At 69.4% G+C, this 15,601-nt stretch carries 10 protein-coding genes and 3 rRNA genes; 5 read left to right on the top strand and 8 right to left on the bottom strand.

Annotation, left to right across the window (positions count from 1 at the left end):
- Positions 1-79: 79 nt before the first annotated feature.
- The 5 genes from KPF22_RS27525 to KPF22_RS27505 form a co-directional block, all read right to left on the bottom strand.
- Positions 80-886 carry a YqjF family protein gene (locus tag KPF22_RS27525; RefSeq protein WP_224403724.1) on the bottom strand — a complete coding sequence of 269 codons (807 nt, stop codon included), beginning with the start codon at positions 884-886 and terminating at the stop codon, positions 80-82.
- Positions 883-1,557 carry a DUF4383 domain-containing protein gene (locus KPF22_RS27520; protein ID WP_208826954.1) on the bottom strand — a complete coding sequence of 225 codons (675 nt, stop codon included), beginning with the start codon at positions 1,555-1,557 and terminating at the stop codon, positions 883-885. The genes KPF22_RS27525 and KPF22_RS27520 overlap by 4 nt, the downstream gene beginning before the upstream one ends.
- 118 nt (positions 1,558-1,675) lie before the next feature.
- Positions 1,676-2,830 carry an AI-2E family transporter gene (locus KPF22_RS27515; RefSeq protein ID WP_208826956.1) on the bottom strand — a complete coding sequence of 385 codons (1,155 nt, stop codon included), beginning with the start codon at positions 2,828-2,830 and terminating at the stop codon, positions 1,676-1,678.
- A 46-nt stretch (positions 2,831-2,876) separates the two neighbouring features.
- A complete protein-coding gene (locus tag KPF22_RS27510) occupies positions 2,877-4,346 on the bottom strand; it encodes an ATP-binding protein (RefSeq protein WP_224403723.1) in 1,470 nt (489 codons plus the stop codon).
- On the bottom strand, positions 4,343-5,047 hold the full coding sequence (locus KPF22_RS27505) for a response regulator transcription factor (protein WP_073575899.1): 705 nt from the start codon (positions 5,045-5,047) through the stop codon (positions 4,343-4,345). The genes KPF22_RS27510 and KPF22_RS27505 overlap by 4 nt, the downstream gene beginning before the upstream one ends.
- 136 nt (positions 5,048-5,183) lie before the next feature.
- On the opposite strand from KPF22_RS27505, the gene KPF22_RS27500 reads away from it, so the two are divergent.
- The 5 genes from KPF22_RS27500 (at position 5,184) to rrf (ending at position 12,946) form a co-directional block, all read left to right on the top strand.
- Positions 5,184-5,702, top strand: a complete 519-nt coding sequence (locus tag KPF22_RS27500; RefSeq protein WP_224403722.1) for a CvpA family protein — start codon at positions 5,184-5,186, stop codon at positions 5,700-5,702.
- Between the two features lie 87 nt (positions 5,703-5,789).
- The gene (locus KPF22_RS27495) at positions 5,790-6,554 is read left to right on the top strand and encodes a hypothetical protein (RefSeq protein WP_224403721.1); all 765 of its coding nucleotides are present in this window, start codon (positions 5,790-5,792) and stop codon (positions 6,552-6,554) included.
- A 1,222-nt stretch (positions 6,555-7,776) separates the two neighbouring features.
- Positions 7,777-9,296, top strand: a 16S ribosomal RNA gene (locus tag KPF22_RS27490).
- A gap of 309 nt (positions 9,297-9,605) precedes the next feature.
- A 23S ribosomal RNA gene (locus KPF22_RS27485) occupies positions 9,606-12,687 on the top strand.
- Between the two features lie 142 nt (positions 12,688-12,829).
- A 5S ribosomal RNA gene (gene rrf / locus KPF22_RS27480) occupies positions 12,830-12,946 on the top strand.
- The 16S, 23S and 5S rRNA genes sit together here, the layout of an rRNA operon.
- Positions 12,947-13,249: 303 nt before the next feature.
- Here rrf and KPF22_RS27475 read toward each other — a convergent pair.
- Genes KPF22_RS27475 through KPF22_RS27465 form a run of 3 tightly spaced genes read right to left on the bottom strand, consistent with a single transcriptional unit; the run spans position 13,250 to position 15,585 of the window.
- Positions 13,250-14,353 carry a quinone-dependent dihydroorotate dehydrogenase gene (locus tag KPF22_RS27475; protein WP_224403720.1) on the bottom strand — a complete coding sequence of 368 codons (1,104 nt, stop codon included), beginning with the start codon at positions 14,351-14,353 and terminating at the stop codon, positions 13,250-13,252.
- 20 nt (positions 14,354-14,373) lie between these two features.
- Entirely contained in the window at positions 14,374-14,748 is a 375-nt protein-coding gene (locus KPF22_RS27470) for an RNA-binding S4 domain-containing protein (RefSeq protein WP_208826876.1), read from the bottom strand.
- 36 nt (positions 14,749-14,784) lie between these two features.
- A complete protein-coding gene (locus KPF22_RS27465; RefSeq protein ID WP_224403719.1) occupies positions 14,785-15,585 on the bottom strand; it encodes an SDR family NAD(P)-dependent oxidoreductase in 801 nt (266 codons plus the stop codon).
- Positions 15,586-15,601 lie beyond the last annotated feature (16 nt).

Genomic DNA, 15,601 nt, shown 5'->3' with positions numbered 1-15,601 from the left:
CGCGGAACGCCCTACCGTACCGCGTACGCGACAGGCCCTCATCCCGGGCGCGCGGCGCGGACGCGGCGATACGTGTCCCTCACCGGTGCTCGCGGACCCGGCGCCAGCCGCCGAACCGGACGGGCAGACCGGGCGAGGCGAGGACGCTGTCCGGGGGGCCCGACGGCGGCGCGGCACCGGCCGCGGCGACCAGGTTCTCGTCGAGTTCGAGCAGCTCGGCGTGGTGGAGCGGCCAGCGCGGGTGGTCGTTGCGCCAGCGGACGGTGCCCAGCGGACGCCGGGTGTGCAGCGCCCAGCGTGCGGTGAGGAAGTGCTCGAGCTCCCCGGGCACGGCCAGCGGGGCGCCGGTGCGGACCCGGGTCCGTGCGGAGACGCCGCGCGGGCCGGGGAAGCGGCGTGTGCAGGAGTAGGCGATCTCCTCGCCCTCGGCGACCCGCCCGGACACCGTCGACGGCGACCAGTCGTAGGGCAGGGCCGCGACACCCCGCGCGGCGAGCACGGGCAGCATCCGGTCGGCGTCGAGCGAACGGAACACCACGCCCCGGCGGCCCTCGTCGTCCACCGAGTACAGCCGGACGTTGGTCTCGGCGAAGCTGCCGAGCCAGGGCAGGCCGGGCAGCGGGCCGAAGCCCAGCCGCCGCATCCGGAAGTGGACGAGCCCGACCCAGGTGACGCCGTCGTGGGTGTCCGGACGGGTACGGGGCGGCAGCAGCGGCGCCACCGCGGCGGGGTCGGCCCGCCAGTGCAGGAACACCACGTCGGCCCAGTACTGGTGCAGCAGCGGGTGCCGGACCGGGGCGGGCGGGTCCGGGGTGACCGGCTCGGGCGCGACGCCGGGCGGCACCGGTGCGGTGTCCCGGCCCGGTGCCGTGCGGCGGCCGGTCACGCCGGTGTGCCGCCGCGCTCGGTGCGGGCCTTCCACGCGTCGCGGCGCTCACCGGTGTCGCGGATGGCGTCGACCTCGGCGAGCATGCGGCGCTGCTCCTCGGTCCCACCACCGTTCGCGACGAGCCGCTCGGTGTCGGCGAGGGAGCGGGCCGCGGCGATGTCGGCGGCGCCGGCGGGCAGCCGCTGGTCACGGTCGTCGCCACCCTCGGCGTCGACGACGTGCTTCTGCTCCGCCGCGTAGGGGTTGTCCGACGGCAGCCGGCCGCTGAACCGCCCGTACGCGCCGAGGACCAGCATCACCAGGCCCACGAGCAGGCTGAACACGACGTTCGGCATCCGGAACGCCAGCAGGTTGTACGGCGTGCCGATGAGCAGCACGTTGACCACACCGGACAGCAGGAACAGCGCGCCGACGGTCACGCTGACCGTCGAGGCGAAGCGGCCGCCCCGGACGGCGGCGCCGACCAGCACCGCGCCGACGACCACCGACACGGTCGACAGCAGCAGGTTCGTGGACAGCCCCAGCACCGGCGACCCGGTGGTGGAGAAGAAGTCGAGGTTGTTCGTGAAGCCCAGCACCCCGAACACCAGGAGCATGATCCCGACGAGCAGGCTGCTGATCCGGTGCAACCCGTTCAGCCGGCGTGCGTCGGACCCGATCGATGACATGACGTCGTCCTCCGTTCGTCGAGCGAGGCACTCCGGGGATAGCCGATCGCCTTCCCGGACAAACCGCGCTGACCTGCGAAGGTGTGCCGTGTCTCGAAACCCGGATCCGGGTTGCGGATCAGACCGGGCCGGGGAGCGCGACGGGCCCGGGGCCCTCGCCGCGCAGCGGCCGCGCCGAACGCGGGTCCAGCGGGTCGACGGTGCCCGCGTCGCGCAGCGTCCCGTCGCCGGGCCGGCGCAGTGAGCGGACACCGGCGTCGGCGAGGGTCACCAGCGGCACCGCGAGCAGTGCCCCGGGCACCCCGCCGACGATCAGCCCGGCGCTGATCGGCAGCACCACCGCGAGCGGGTGCAGCCGTACCGATCGGCCCAGCAGCAGCGGCTGCAGGATGTAGCCCTCGACGTTCTGCACGATCAGGAGCAGGCCGATCACGAGCAGCGCGTCCACCCAGCCCCCGGAGGCGAGCGCGACGAGCACCGCCACGATCCCGGTGACGACGGCGCCGACGGTCGGGACGAACGCGCCGAAGAAGATCAGCGTGGCCAGCGGGACGACCAGCGGGACCCCGATCACCCACAGGCCGACCGCCGCGGTCACCGCGTCGACGGCGGCCACGACGACCGTCGCCCGGGTGTAGCCGACCAGCGACGCGAACGCCCGCCGGCCCGCGACGTCGGCCCTCCGCCGTACGTGCTGCGGGACCGCGCCGAGGACGAACCGCCAGATCCGCGCCCCGTCGTGGATCAGGAAGATCAGCACGAACAGCATCAACAGGGTCTCGGCGGCCAGCTCGCCCGCGGTCCCCAGGGCGCCGATCGCGTTGTTCGCCAGCGCGGCCTGGTTGCGCGCCAAGGTGTCGAGCAGCGACTGGAAGACGGCCGAGAGCTGGGTGTCGTCGAGCCGGAACGGCGGCCCGGCCAGCCGGTCCCGCAGCGCGACGACCGTCTCACCGATGCTCGCCGACAGGCTCGGCAACCCGTCGAGGAACGCCGCGACCGCCCACCACAGCACCCCGACCGCCACCGCCACCCCGCCCGCGACGACGACACCCGTCGCCAGACCGCGGGGAACCAGCGGGACCCGGTTCAGGATCCGGGCCACCGGCGCCAGCAGCGCGGTCAGGATCAGCGCGAGCACCACCGGCACGACCAGCACCGCGAGCTGCGCGATCAGCCACAGCACGACGGCGACGGCGGTCGCGACGAGGAGACCGCGCCAGGCCAGGCTCGACGCGATCACCAGACCCCGGGGGATCCGCGGTTCCTCGGTCACCGCGGCCTCCCGGATCGGACGGTGTCGGACTGACGGTTGCGTGACGTCACGACGGTAGTCGGCCGGGGCCGTCCGGGCCCGTCACGGTCAGGGTGAGGACGAAGGTGGCGCCGTCGTCGTCGGGCGGGCAGGTGAGGTCGCCACCGTGCGCGCGGGCCAGGCCGCGGGCGATCGCGAGGCCGAGCCCGGCGCCGCCGCTGTCCCGGTCACGGGCGTCCTGGAGCCGGACGAGCCGGTCGAAGACGCGCTCGCGGTCGCCGTCGGCGATCGGGGTGCCGGTGTTGTGCACCGAGACCGACACGGTCCCGGCCGCCCGGTCGGTCCGGGTGACGACCTCGATCCGCCCGCCGTCGGGGGTGTGCCGGCGGGCGTTGTCCAGCAGGTTGGCGAGGATGCGCGACACCGCCTGCGGGTCGGCGCGCACCGCGGCGGGCTCCCCGTGGCCGTCGACGGTCAGCCCGGGCGCGAGCACCGCGGCCCGCCGGGTCTCGGCGCGCGCGATCCCGGCGACGTCGACCTCCCGTGGCGCCACCGCGGTGCCGCCGTCGATGCGGGCCAGGTCGAGCATGTCGGTGACCAGCCGCCCGGCCCGGCGCGTCTCGCCGAGCAGCAGCTCCAGGCGCCGGGTGCGGCGGGCGGGGTCGGCGTCGGGCCCGGACCGCTCCAGCGTCTCGGCGACGGCGGTGATCCCGGACAGCGGTGTCCGCAGCTCGTGCGCGGCGTCGGCCAGGAACACCCGGGTCCGCTCGGCCTCCTCCCGGGAGCGCCGCTCGGCGTCGGTGAGGGCGTCGAGCATGCCGTCCATCGCCGCCGCCGCGGTACCGAGGTCGGTGTGCGGGCGATCGGGCCGGAGCCGCGCGTCGCGCTCGCCCGCGGTGATCCGCCCGGCGAGCGCGGTCATCCGGTCCAGCGGGCGCAGCGCCGTCCGCACGACGAACGACACCGCACCGAGCGCGACGAGCAGGGTCAGCAGCACCGATCCGGCCAGCACCGCGCGCAGACCGTTGCGGACCTGGGCGACGTCGGAGGCGTCGGCGACGAGCTCGACCGTCGCCCCGCCACCGGCGTCGAGGGTCACGGTGCGGCTGCCGGTGTCCGGCGGGACGGGTGGCCGTCCGGCCGGGACCGGGGCGGACGGCGGCCTGCTCGGGTCGTCGGTGCGGTCACCACCGGGGCCGCGGTCCGGCCGGCCGGCCGGCGGTGGGGTACCGGGCGCGTTCAGTCCGGGGTCGCCCATGACCTCCCCGTCGGCGGTGCTCACCTTGATCCGGATCTGCTGGCCGGACAGCCCGGTGACCAGCTCCTCCGGGGTGGCTCCCGCCGCGATCAGCTGCTGGGCCTGCACCACACGGTCCCGCAGCCGGGAGTCGAGATCGGACTCCAGGCGGGCCCCGAGCAGGACGTCGACGAGCACCACCACCAGGACCAGCAGCACCGCCACCACCCCGAGCACCGCCGCGGTGACCCGGCGGCGCAGCGACGGGGTGGCGGTGCGGGCCTGCGCGGCCGAGCTCACGACGGCCCGCGCAGCGAGTAGCCGAGGCCCCGCACGGTGTGCAGCAACCGCGGACCGTGTGCCTCCAGCTTGCGGCGCAGCGCCGACACGTGGACCTCGACGAGGTTGGGGTCGTAGGCGTCGTAGCCCCAGACCGAGCGCAGGATCTGCGCCTTGGACACGGTGCGTCCGCGCTGCTCGGCGAGGTAGGTGAGCAGCCGCAACTCGGTCGCGGACAGCTCCAGCACCGTCCCCCCGCGGGAGGCGACGGCGGCGTCGGGGTCGAGGACGAGGTCGCCCACCTGCACCGCGGACGGCAGCCTGCCCCGGCGGCGCAGCACCGCCGCGACCCGGGCCACGAGCTCGTCGAGCGCGAAGGGCTTGAGGACGTAGTCGTCGGCGCCCGAGTCGAGCCCGCGGAGCCGGTCGGCCAGCGCGTCGCGCGCGGTGAGCATGACGATCCCGGCGTCCCCGTGCCCACGCACGACGTCGATCAGCTCGAACCCGTCGCGCCCGCCGGGGAGCATCACGTCCAGGACGACGAGGTCCGGCCGGAACGCGGCGAGCCGCTCCTCGAACGCGACGCCGTCGACGACGCCCTCGGTCACGTGCCCGGCATCGGCCAGCGCGTCCACGACGGACTCGCGGATGGCGTCGGAGTCCTCGAGCACCAGGACCCGGGTCGTGGGGCCGCGGCTGTCGTCGTCCTGGCGTGTGCTCACGGCACAAGGGTGCGCCGCGAGGCTGAGGGGGACCTGAAGGACCCGCCGGTTTCAGGTCCGTCTCAGGTACCGCGGGCACTGTCGTGGCAGACACCGAGACGACGGGCCGCCCGGCCCGCGGCGCGGAGAGGAAGAGATGACCCTGCTCGACGTGATCGTCCTGATCATCGTGGTGGCCGCCGCGATCGGCGGGTTCCGCCGGCTCGGCGGCGTGGCCCGGGCCGGGCGCCTGCTCGGTCTCGTGGTCGGTGCCGGCGTCGGCGCGGCCTGGGGCTCGAACCTGGCCCGCTACGGCGACACCCCCGACTCGGCCTGGTTGTGGGGCCTGGTCGGGGTGCTCGCCGGTCTGCTGCTGGGCTCGCTGGTCGGCGGGTTCCTCGGCGGACTGGTCAGCCGGGTGCTCGCCCGCGGCAGGTTGTCCTTCCTGGACCGCATCGTCGGCGCCGTCACCGGTGCCGTGACCGCACTGCTGGTGATCTGGCTGGTCTCGTGGGTGGTCCCCGCGGTCGTGAGCGCCGAGGCGCTCGCCCCCGTGACGACGCTCGCGCAGTCACTGGGCGGCAGCCGGATCGTCGACTCGGTGTCGGAGCTGCTGCCCGCGACGACGTCCGCCGCCCGCGACGTCGTCGACGCCGCGCGGCCTCCCGCCGGCTGATCCCACCCGACCCCCAGCGGTCCGCCGTCCGGCGGTCCGCGACCCGCCGCTGCCCTCTTCCGGGCACGGCACCGTCCGAGGAGAACCATGAACGACGAGAACCGCACCCCGCGCGACGACGACGACCGCCCCACCGACCGGCAGCCCCCGGTCCCCGCCGACGAGACCCCCACCGCCCACACCCCGACACCGCACGTCCGGGACGGCGTGCACGGCGGGGGGACGGTGGCCGCCGCCTCCGACGCGGGTGACCCTCCGCGACGACGCCGGTTCGCCGCCCTGCGACGCCGGTCCGCGCTGCCCGCGGTCGCGGCCGGCGTGATCGGCCTGGTCGTCGGGGCCACCGCGAGCGGCCTGATCGTCGGGACCGCGTTCGCCGGGCCGGGCGACGGCCCCGCCCGCACGGCGGTCGCCGCCGACGGCCCCGCCCGCACGGCGGTCGCCGCCGACGGCCCCGCCCGCACGGCGGTCGCCGCCGACGGCCCCGCCCGCACGGCGGTCGCCGCCGACGGCCGCGGCCCCGGCGGACCCGGTGGACCCGACGGCTCCGGTGGTCCCGGTGGTGAGACCGGTGGTCCGGGCCGCGGCCCCGACGGTGCCGGTCCTGGTGCGTGCGGTCCGGCCGGTGGGCCGGGTCGTGACGGCGCGACTCCGCCCGCGCCGCCTGCCGGGGCCCCGACGCCGCCCGCTCCGGGCGCCGCCCCGGCCGCCCCGGGTGCGACGGCTCCGGGTGTCACGGCTCCGCGCCAGGGCGGCGCCGCTGCCCCGGCCGCTCCCGCGGCCCCTGCTGCCCCCGCGGCCCCGGGGTCGTCCGCCGCTCCCGCGGCGCCGGCCGCTCCCGCCGCTCCGTGAGCCCGTACGCGCGGCGACACCGACCGGTGTCGCCGCGCGTGGAGGAGGGGTGAAGGGAGTGCTCCTCGTCGGATCGCGTCGCGCATTCGCCCCCGACGCGCTGCAGGACCCGACGAGGAGCACTCGACGGACCAACGCGCCGGAACGGGCACGGATACCCCCCTGATGCGGTGACGACGCGGGCCCGGACACCACCATCGGTCGTCCCCGCAGGTCAGACGGGCCGTCGTCATGTCCTCGTGACAAGAAATCGGTGAGTGGTCCGGCCCGTCGAGCGCCGATCCGGGGGGATCACCCGCCGTCCGTGGTGGGGCTCCGGGAGCCGAAACGGCGGGACGGAGCCCCCTCCACCCGGGACGGTGGGGGCCGGAGCGACGCGGCCGAGCCCCACGCGGCCCGGGATCGGAGGGGCCGAGGCCGCTCCGTGGTCGCCCGCGAGAGGACCGTCCCGGCGATCGCCCAGGCCGTCCCCGGCGCTCCGTTGTGGACGTCCTGCCTCGCGACGGCGGAGGACGGGTCGGATCCGACGGTGGGCCGGAAGCGGGGCACCTGCACCGTAACCACGGGCCGTCGTGCGGGACGGGGTTCCGGCCGACGGCCGGAACCGGACCACGGCGGTACCGGACGGCCACTCGACGGCGCACCCCGACCGCACCCTGACAGCGCAGGTCACGGGCCGATTCGAGACCTGAACGGATGGTGGCCCGACCACCGAGAAGACCACGTGGACAACCCATCGCGAAGAGACCGTGGTCGGCGTCACACAGATCGGTGATCGCCGGTATCGCTCGGTGAGAGGGTGTCGGTAACCAGGAGTTCGTTTCCGACCACCGCGGTGACCTGCGACGACGCCTGGAGTTCGCCCCGGGGACCCCCCGGTTTGACGGCCCCGGACACCGTGCCGTAACTTTCTTCCTGTCAGCGAGTGAGCCGGACAGAACGGGCCTTGAGGGGTTCGGTCAACAGGCCCCGCGGACGGCGACCCCCGGTGGTTCATCGAGTTTCTCGGTGTGATTGTCTTGGTGGGTCAAGGCGATCCGTCTTCAGGATCCTGCTTCCTTGTGTGGGGGGTGGGTGAGTGCGGTGCGGGTGTCTTTTGAGAACTCAACAGTGTGTCGAGCTATTTTGATTCGGTTTGGCGTTTTGTGCCAAATTGTTTGTTTGGTTGCAGCATTCGATCCCGTCGGGTGTTGTGGCCAGTTGTTTGTTGCAAGTCAGGGTTTTGTTGGAGAGTTTGATCCTGGCTCAGGACGAACGCTGGCGGCGTGCTTAACACATGCAAGTCGAGCGGTAAGGCCCTTTCGGGGGTACACGAGCGGCGAACGGGTGAGTAACACGTGGGTGACCTGCCCTCCACTCTGGGATAAGCCCGGGAAACTGGGTCTAATACCGGATAGGACCACTGATCGCATGGTTGGTGGTGGAAAGTTTTTTCGGTGGGGGATGGGCCCGCGGCCTATCAGCTTGTTGGTGGGGTGATGGCCTACCAAGGCGGTGACGGGTAGCCGGCCTGAGAGGGCGACCGGCCACACTGGGACTGAGACACGGCCCAGACTCCTACGGGAGGCAGCAGTGGGGAATATTGCGCAATGGGCGGAAGCCTGACGCAGCGACGCCGCGTGGGGGATGACGGCCTTCGGGTTGTAAACCTCTTTCGCCAGGGACGAAGAGCAATTGACGGTACCTGGAGAAGAAGCACCGGCCAACTACGTGCCAGCAGCCGCGGTAACACGTAGGGTGCGAGCGTTGTCCGGAATTATTGGGCGTAAAGAGCTCGTAGGCGGTGTGTCGCGTCGGCCGTGAAAACTTGGGGCTTAACTCTGAGCGTGCGGTCGATACGGGCATCACTTGAGTTCGGCAGGGGAGACTGGAATTCCTGGTGTAGCGGTGAAATGCGCAGATATCAGGAGGAACACCGGTGGCGAAGGCGGGTCTCTGGGCCGATACTGACGCTGAGGAGCGAAAGCGTGGGGAGCGAACAGGATTAGATACCCTGGTAGTCCACGCCGTAAACGTTGGGCGCTAGGTGTGGGGACCATTCCACGGTTTCTGTGCCGCAGCTAACGCATTAAGCGCCCCGCCTGGGGAGTACGGCCGCAAGGCTAAAACTCAAAGGAATTGACGGGGGCCCGCACAAGCGGCGGAGCATGTGGATTAATTCGATGCAACGCGAAGAACCTTACCTGGGTTTGACATGCACCAGACATCCCTAGAGATAGGGCTTCCCTTGTGGTTGGTGTGCAGGTGGTGCATGGCTGTCGTCAGCTCGTGTCGTGAGATGTTGGGTTAAGTCCCGCAACGAGCGCAACCCTTGTTCCATGTTGCCAGCACGTAATGGTGGGGACTCATGGGAGACTGCCGGGGTCAACTCGGAGGAAGGTGGGGATGACGTCAAGTCATCATGCCCCTTATGTCCAGGGCTTCACACATGCTACAATGGCTCATACAGAGGGCTGCGAGACCGTGAGGTGGAGCGAATCCCTTAAAGTGAGTCTCAGTTCGGATCGGGGTCTGCAACTCGACCCCGTGAAGTTGGAGTCGCTAGTAATCGCAGATCAGCAACGCTGCGGTGAATACGTTCCCGGGCCTTGTACACACCGCCCGTCACGTCACGAAAGTTGGTAACACCCGAAGCCGGCGGCCCAACCCTTGTGGAGGGAGCTGTCGAAGGTGGGACTGGCGATTGGGACGAAGTCGTAACAAGGTAGCCGTACCGGAAGGTGCGGCTGGATCACCTCCTTTCTAAGGAGTCCCATCATGTGGTGGGGCACCACGATGCTCTGTGAGTTGTGCTCATGGTGAGTCTGTGGTTCCTTCATTGAATCGCATTTGCGGCCTCGTTCGTGGGTCGGGTGCGTTGGGTGGAACGCAGTACGTCGGACCGTTTGGCTTGGCACACTGTTGGGTCCTGAGAAGACATCCTGTGGGTTGTTTTCTTTGGCCGCTCTGGTCGAGGGCTTCCTAACGCCTGCGTGTGTGGGTGGTGGTTGTTTCTTGGTTGGGTGTGGTTGTGGGTTGAGTGTTGCATAGTGGATGCGAGCATCTTGTTGTGGTCAAGTTGTTAAGAGCACATGGTGGATGCCTGGGCATCAGGAGCCGATGAAGGACGTGGGAGGCCGCGATAGGCCTCGGGGAGCTGTCAACCGAGCTGTGATCCGAGGGTGTCCGAATGGGGAAACCCAGCGCCCGTCATGGGGCGTTACCCGTACCTGAATTCATAGGGTGCGTGGAGGGAACGTGGGGAAGTGAAACATCTCAGTACCCACAGGAAGAGAAAACAATAGTGATTCCGTGAGTAGTGGCGAGCGAAAGCGGAAGAGGCTAAACCGTGTCCGTGTCAAGCCGGCAGGCGTTGCGGGTGCGGGGTTGTGAGACGTGTCGTTCATCTTCTGCCGAGGGTGGGACAGCAAGGATCTGTGTTAGCGGAACGACTCTGGGATGGTCGGCCGTAGTGGGTGATAGCCCCGTACGCGAAAACATTGGGTTCTGTTGTGGGCGTGTTCTCGAGTAGCAGCGAGCCCGTGAAATTCGCTGTGAATCTGGCGGGACCACCCGTCAAGCCTAAATACTACCTGGTGACCGATAGCGGACAAGTACCGTGAGGGAAAGGTGAAAAGTACCCCGGGAGGGGAGTGAAATAGTACCTGAAACCGTGTGCTTACAAGCCGTCAGAGCCTTTCGGGGTGATGGCGTGCCTTTTGAAGAATGAGCCTGCGAGTTATGCTTCGTGGCGAGGTTAACCTGTGTGGGGTAGCCGTAGCGAAAGCGAGTCCGAATAGGGCGCCATAGTCGCGGGGTGTAGACCCGAAGCGGAGTGATCTACCCATGGCCAGGGTGAAGCGTCGGTAAGACGTCGTGGAGGCCCGAACCCACCAGGGTTGAAAACCTGGGGGATGAGCTGTGGGTAGGGGTGAAAGGCCAATCAAACTTCGTGATAGCTGGTTCTCCCCGAAATGCATTTAGGTGCAGCGTCGTGTGTTTCTCACCGGAGGTAGAGCACTGGATGGCCTAGGGGGCCGACAAGCTTACCGAAGTCAGCCAAACTCCGAATGCCGGTGAGTGAGAGCGCGGCAGTGAGACTGCGGGGGATAAGCTTCGTGGTCGAGAGGGAAACAGCCCAGATCACCGGCTAAGGCCCCTAAGCGTGCGCTAAGTGGGAAAGGATGTGGGATCGCCCGGACAACCAGGAGGTTGGCTTAGAAGCAGCCACCCTTGAAAGAGTGCGTAATAGCTCACTGGTCAAGTGGTCCTGCGCCGACAATGTAGCGGGGCTCAAGCGCACCGCCGAAGCCGTGGCAATGACACTTGTGTGTTGTTGGGTAGGGGAGCGTCCTGCATCTGGTGAAGCCCGGGAGTGATTTACGGGTGGAGGGTGTGGGAGTGAGAATGCAGGCATGAGTAGCGAATGCAGAGTGAGAATCTCTGCCGCCGGATGACCAAGGGTTCCTGGGCCAGGTTGTTCCGCCCAGGGTGAGCCGGGACCTAAGGCGAGGCCGTCAGGCGTAGTCGATGGACAACGGGTTGATATTCCCGTGCTCGTGATAGTGCGTCCATGCCGAGGCTGGTGATGCTAACCATCCGAACCCACCTTCGCTCCTTCGGGAGTGTTGTTTGTGGGGGAGCGTGGGATCCGATCTGGTAGTAGGCAAGTGATGGGGTGACGCAGGAGGGTAGCTCCGCCACGCGGTGGTTGTCGTGGTGTAAGCCTGTAGCCCGAGTCCTAGGTAAATCCGGGGCTCGTGAAGGGTGAGAGGTGATGCGTAGCCGATTGAGGCGAAGAGGGTGATCCCATGCTGTCGAGAAAAGCCTCTAGCGAGTGCTGTTGCGGCCCGTACCCCAAACCGACACAGGTGGTCAGGTAGAGAATACCGAGGCGATCGAGCGAACTGTGGTTAAGGAATTCGGCAAAATACCTCCGTAACTTCGGGAGAAGGAGGGCCGGTTGTCTTGAGGCTCCTTGCGGGCTAGGGACGGCCGGTCGCAGAGACCAGGCCCAAGCGACTGTTTACTAAAAACACAGGTCCGTGCGAAGTCGCAAGACGATGTATACGGACTGACGCCTGCCCGGTGCTGGAACGTTAAGAGGACCTGTTAGCTCTTCGGGGCGAAGCGGAGAATTTAAGCGCCAGTAAACGGCGGTGGTAACTATAACCATCCTAAGGTAGCGAAATTCCTTGTCGGGTAAGTTCCGACCTGCACGAATGGCGTAACGACTTGGGCGCTGTCTCGACCACAGACTCGGCGAAATTGCACTACGAGTAAAGATGCTCGTTACGCGCGGCAGGACGGAAAGACCCCGGGACCTTTACTATAGCTTGGTATTGGTGCTCGGTTCGGCTTGTGTAGGATAGGTGGGAGACTGTGAAATCGCCACGCCAGTGGTGGTGGAGTCGTTGTTGAAATACCACTCTGGTCGAATTGGGTGTCTTAACCTCGGGCCATGATCTGGTTCAGGGACAGTGCCTGGTGGGTAGTTTAACTGGGGCGGTTGCCTCCCAAAGAGTAACGGAGGCGCCCAAAGGTTCCCTCAGCCTGGTTGGCAATCAGGTGTTGAGTGTAAGTGCACAAGGGAGCTTGACTGTGAGACTGACGGGTCGAGCAGGGACGAAAGTCGGGACTAGTGATCCGGCACCACCTTGTGGAAGGGGTGTCGCTCAACGGATAAAAGGTACCCCGGGGATAACAGGCTGATCTTGCCCAAGAGTCCATATCGACGGCATGGTTTGGCACCTCGATGTCGGCTCGTCGCATCCTGGGGCTGGAGTAGGTCCCAAGGGTTGGGCTGTTCGCCCATTAAAGCGGTACGCGAGCTGGGTTTAGAACGTCGTGAGACAGTTCGGTCCCTATCCGCCGCGCGCGTTGGAGACTTGAGGAAGGCTGTCCCTAGTACGAGAGGACCGGGACGGACGAACCTCTGGTGTGCCAGTTGTCCCGCCAGGGGCACGGCTGGTTGGCTATGTTCGGGAGGGATAACCGCTGAAGGCATCTAAGCGGGAAGCCTGTTCCAAGATGAGGTCTCCCACCACCTTCGAGTGGGTAAGGCTCCCAGTAGATGACTGGGTTGATAGGCCGGAGATGGAAGCCCTGTGAGGGGTGGAGTTGACCGGTACTAATAGGCCGAGGGCTTGCCACAACGAGTTGTTCGCATCCACTGTGTGACCCTGAGTCCACAACCATCCACACTGTCCCCGGGTACGCCCGGGGCAGGTGTGGAGTCGGTTTGTGTGCTCGACCCTCGTCCCGGGTTCGGGGTGGGGTGATAGTTGGATAGTGTTGTCGGTGGTCATTGCGGTAGGGAAACGCCCGGTCCCATTCCGAACCCGGTAGCTAAGCCTTCCAGCGCCGATGGTACTGCACTCGCCAGGGTGTGGGAGAGTAGGTCGCCGCCGACATTCAACTTTCATGGGATATGCCCCGGACTTCCGAGTCCGGGGCATATCTCGTTTCCGGGCCGGGTGTCGGTGTGTCCGTCCCCGAGCGCTGGTGCGGGTCCCTGAGGGGTTGCTGGTCGGGGGCGTGCCGCTCCCCCGGCGGAGTCGGGAGTCGCATCTCGGTCCGGTCCTGCTGGTGGGCCGGCCGCACCTCGCACCCCTTCCTGTGACCTCGCACCCTCTGAGGGCCTGCGAGGTCACAGAAACATGTGCGACGTGGGATGCGCGGAGGGCGACCGGCGGGAACACCGGTCGCCGCAGGCGTCAGAGATCGGCGCCCACGGCGTCGTCGACACACGAGAAGCCGTCGCCGCGCAACAGCGCCGCGAGCTCGCGGTGGACCCGGGCCGGCCAGAGCAGACCGCCGTAGACGAAACCGGTGTAGGCCTGCACCAGTGCCGCGCCGGAACGGATCCGGCGGTAGGCCTCCTCGGCGTCGGCGATCCCGCCGACGGAGACGACGACCTGGTCGTCGTCGAGGCGGGTCCGCAGCTGCCGCACGACGGCACGGGCCCGCTCGGTCAGCGGACGGCCGGACAGCCCACCCGCACCGGTGGCGGCGACGACGTCGGGGGCAGTGCGTAGACCGTCGCGGGAGACGGTCGTGTTCGTGGCGACGACCCCGTCGAGCCGCATCCGGCGGGCCAGATCGGCGACGGCGTCGAGATCCTCCGGCGCGAGGTCGACCGTGATCTTCACCAGGAGCGGGACACGACGGTCCCGGGACACCCGGTCCAGTTCCTCGCGGACCGCGACGAGCAGCGGCTCCAGCACGTCGACCTGCTGCAGGTCCCGCAGACCGGGGGTGTTCGGGGAGCTGACGTTGACCACGACGTAGTCGGCGTAGGCGCCCAGCGCGGCGGCGCTCGCACGGTAGTCCGACGCGGCGTCCTCGGCGGGTACCGCCTTGCTCTTGCCGATGTTGACCCCGAGCACCGGCATCCCCGGCCCGGAGCGGGCCCGGAGCGCGGCGAGGCGGGGCCCGACGGTCCCGGCACCGGAGTTGTTGAAGCCCATCCGGTTGACCAGCGCGGCGTCGTCGACGAGCCGGAACAGGCGGGGCCGAGGGTTGCCGGGCTGCGCCCGGCCGGTCACCGTGCCGATCTCGACCGCGCCGAACCCGAGCCTGCCGAGCGCGAGCACACCCTCGGCGTCCTTGTCGAAACCGGCGGCGAGGCCGAGTGGGCCCGCGAACTCCAGACCCAGCGCCCGGGTGCGCAGCACGGGGTCCGACGGGGCGAACCGCTCCGCTACCCGCTCACCCACGACGGGTGCGGTCCCGAGCGCGCGGACCACACCGAACCCCATCCGGTGCGCGGGTTCGGACGGGACGTGCCGGAGCACGTGGCGCATGAGGGCGTCGTACATGCCCCCATCCTCACACCGGCCTAGGAGGTGCGGCGGGACAGCCCCAGCTGGTCGAGCATGCGGCGGTCGCGCTTCGTCGGGCGGCCGGCGCCGCGGTCGCGGTGGGCGAACAACGGCTGCCCCGCGGTGCTCGGCTCCGGCGGGGTGTGGTCGATGTAGCACTCCTGCGCGACCGGGGCACCGACCCGCTTCTCGATCACCCGGGTGACCTCGACGATCCGGTTCCGGTCGTACACCCGCGCCCGCACCCGGTCGCCGACCTGCACCGTCGCCGCCGGCTTCGCGGGCCGGTCGTTGATCCGCACGTGCCCGCCCCGGCACGCCGTCGCGGCGTCGGCACGGGTCTTGGCCAGGCGCACCGACCACAGCCACCGGTCCACGCGGGTCCCCTCCATCGGACCATCGTGCCATCCGGGACGGCGGTCCGGGCCTCAGTAGTGCACGACGCCCGGTGTTCCCCCACCCGCGGCGACGGCGTCGCCGGTGATCGCGACCGAACGGGGCGAGCACAGGAACGTGATGACATCGGCGACCTCCGCGGCGGTCGTGATGCGGCCGATCGTCGTCGTCGCGTCCAGCTCCGCGCGGGCCTCGGCCCCGGTGATCCCGGCCGACTCCGCCCGCGCGGCGACGGCGTCGGGCGTCCGCTCGGTCTCGGTGACTCCGGGGTGCACGACCGTCACGTTGATGCCGTGCGGACCCAGCTCCTGGGCGAGCGCCGCCGTCATCGAGGCCACCGCGACGTTGCGCACCGACCCCACCAGCGACGACGACTTCCGCGCGTTCAGGCCGCTGACGTTCACGATCCGCCCCCACCCCTGCGCCCGCATCAGCGGCGCGACCGCCCGCGCGCACCGCAGGTAGCCGAGGACCTTCGTCTCCAGCTCGACCCGCACCGCGTCGTCGGTGATCGAGGCCAGGTCGGTCGGCGGGCCCGCGCTCGCCGGCCGCGCCGCGGCGTTCACCAGCACGTCCACCCCACCGAACCGGTCGGCGACGGCGGCGACGCCGCGGCGGACCGCGTCGTCGTCGGTGGTGTCGACGGCGACGGCCAGCACCTCCGGCGCGCCCCCGGCGCGCAGTCCGGCCGCTGCGGCCTCCAGGACGCCCGCGTCGCGCGCGAACAATGCCACCCGGGCGCCCTCGGCGGCGAGCGCCCTGGCCGTCGCCAACCCGATGCCGCGGCTCCCACCGGTGACGATCGCCCGGCGCCCGTTCAGTTGCAGATCCATGATTCCCACCGTGCCG

This window comes from Pseudonocardia sp. ICBG1034 (assembly GCF_020131375.1).
In the GTDB taxonomy this organism is placed as follows: Bacteria; Actinomycetota; Actinomycetes; order Mycobacteriales; family Pseudonocardiaceae; genus Pseudonocardia; species Pseudonocardia alni.
This window is presented reverse-complemented; position numbering and strand designations above follow the sequence as displayed.